Source organism: Capnocytophaga leadbetteri (assembly GCF_003054025.1).
Lineage (GTDB): Bacteria > Bacteroidota > Bacteroidia > Flavobacteriales > Flavobacteriaceae > Capnocytophaga > Capnocytophaga leadbetteri.
The window spans coordinates 1-1,896 of the sequence record NZ_QBKG01000018.1; the positions used below are offsets into that span (position 1 = coordinate 1).

The 1,896-nt window shown below is 45.4% G+C and carries 1 protein-coding gene; it reads right to left on the reverse strand.

Going from position 1 to position 1,896, the window contains the following annotated elements:
• On the reverse strand, positions 1-1,896 hold a 1,896-nt coding region (locus C8P65_RS12125; RefSeq protein WP_211305902.1), incomplete at both ends, for an Ig-like domain-containing protein.

Consider the following 1,896-nt stretch of genomic DNA (forward strand, 5'->3'; position numbering starts at 1 on the left):
TAGCTTTGTACCTCCCATACTTTTACGCCCCAACGGTTGTAGATGCGTACTGTATTATCTGGGTAGGCTTCTATACCTGCTATGTGGAAGTGGTTGTTCTTGTCACTACCATTTACTGATACACCGTTATAAACTATGAGCTTATTAGTTACCTCAATGTTTACAGTAGCTGTTGCACAACCACTAGCATTGCAAAGTGTATATACTAAGCGGTCTGTACCTACAAAGCCTGTATTTGGCGTGTATTCTATAGTACCATCAGGATTTACTACTGCTGTACCATTTTGTGGTGTTGTTACCACATTAGGAGTTGTAGCTCCGTTAGGGGTATCATTCGATAGTACATCAATAGTTACCGGCGTATTGCGAGGTGTTGCTGCACTATCATTAACTGCTACTGGCACTACTGTTGGCGTTGGTGTTGGTGGGGTTGCTGGTATCACTACCACTACTGAGGCTACTCCACAAGCTACTGGAGTATCAATAGTACATACTCGGTAAGTAACTGTATAGCTACCTGATGGAGTATGAGGTGGTACAATTACATCACCAGTTGATGGATCTAAGTAAGGTTCGTAAGCCCCTGGTGGAGGTGGCATTATGCTAATGGTTACGCTACGCACTGATGGGTTAGGTGTACCATTCAACTTATCGTTAGTTAGTACATTGCCTACTGTAGGACTACCAGTATAGGTAAAAGTTTCACCATTTACCTCGATAGTAGGGGTAACGGTAGGAGCTAATACGGTTACTACTAATTTAGTAGTACTGCATAGAGTACCGTTTTTAGCACAGATAGTATACGGTATTTCGTATCTTCCTACAGCGGTATTGGTAGCTACGTGGGCAGTACCATCGGCATTGAGGGTAAAGCCTGCAGGAGCACTGATGTCCCAAGTAAGCGATACATTGCCGGTAGTAGCTGGGTCGCTATCGAGTAGGTCGTTAGCCAATACACTAGTAAGGGTAGTAGCGGTGCCTTTCTCTATATAATATACTCCGTCATAAACAGCTGTAATGCTAAGCGGTGGTACTGGGGTAGCAGCGGTTACCTCTACTATTACTTCAGCTGGTTCGCTACACAAGGTAGGAGTAGCAGTTGCACAAAGGGTATAACTAATAGTGTAAGTACCTACTGCTGTACCTGCTGCTACGGTAATGCTACCATCCGCATTATAAGTAAAGCCGGCTGGAGTAGCTTGCCAGTTGATAGTTACCTCGCTGGCTGCTGGGGTACGACCGTTGAGCTTATCGTTAGCGAGTACGCTGCTGATAGTACCGCCTACAGTAGTACCGAGTAAGTGTCTGCCATCGTTATGAGCCTCTATGCTGTTTACGGTTACTACAGCTGTAGCGGTATCGCATACTGTAGGGCTAGCAAGAGCACAGATAGTATATGGTAACTCATATACACCCACTGGGGTATGTGGTGGCACAATTACCTCGCCCGTACCTGGGTGAATGTAAGGTGTATGTGCTGGCGTTGATGGCGTAGTAATGGTTACACTCTGTACTGCTGGGTTCAGATTACCATTGAGCTTATCATTAGTAAGGATATTGCCCAACGTAGTAGTGCTTGTTGGCACTCCGTTTTGTACAAAGGTATCGCCATTAGCCTCTATAGTTGTTGGCGTTGCTGTTGGCTGAGCTGGTACTACAACTATTATTGTAGCTGTGCTACAGTTGCCTGGATTCAACTTCTCGCAGATTTGATACACTATACTATAAGTACCCGCTGGGGTGTTATTAGGTACCGTAATAGTACCATCGGTAGGGTTCAATGTTGGAGTGTTTGCTCCTGGGGTCTTAGGTGTTGCGCCCGTTACCACTCCTATGCTTACTGTGCTAGTGGTGGTCGTTGCAGTACCGATATGGTCGTTGTCAATCACTGAGCTA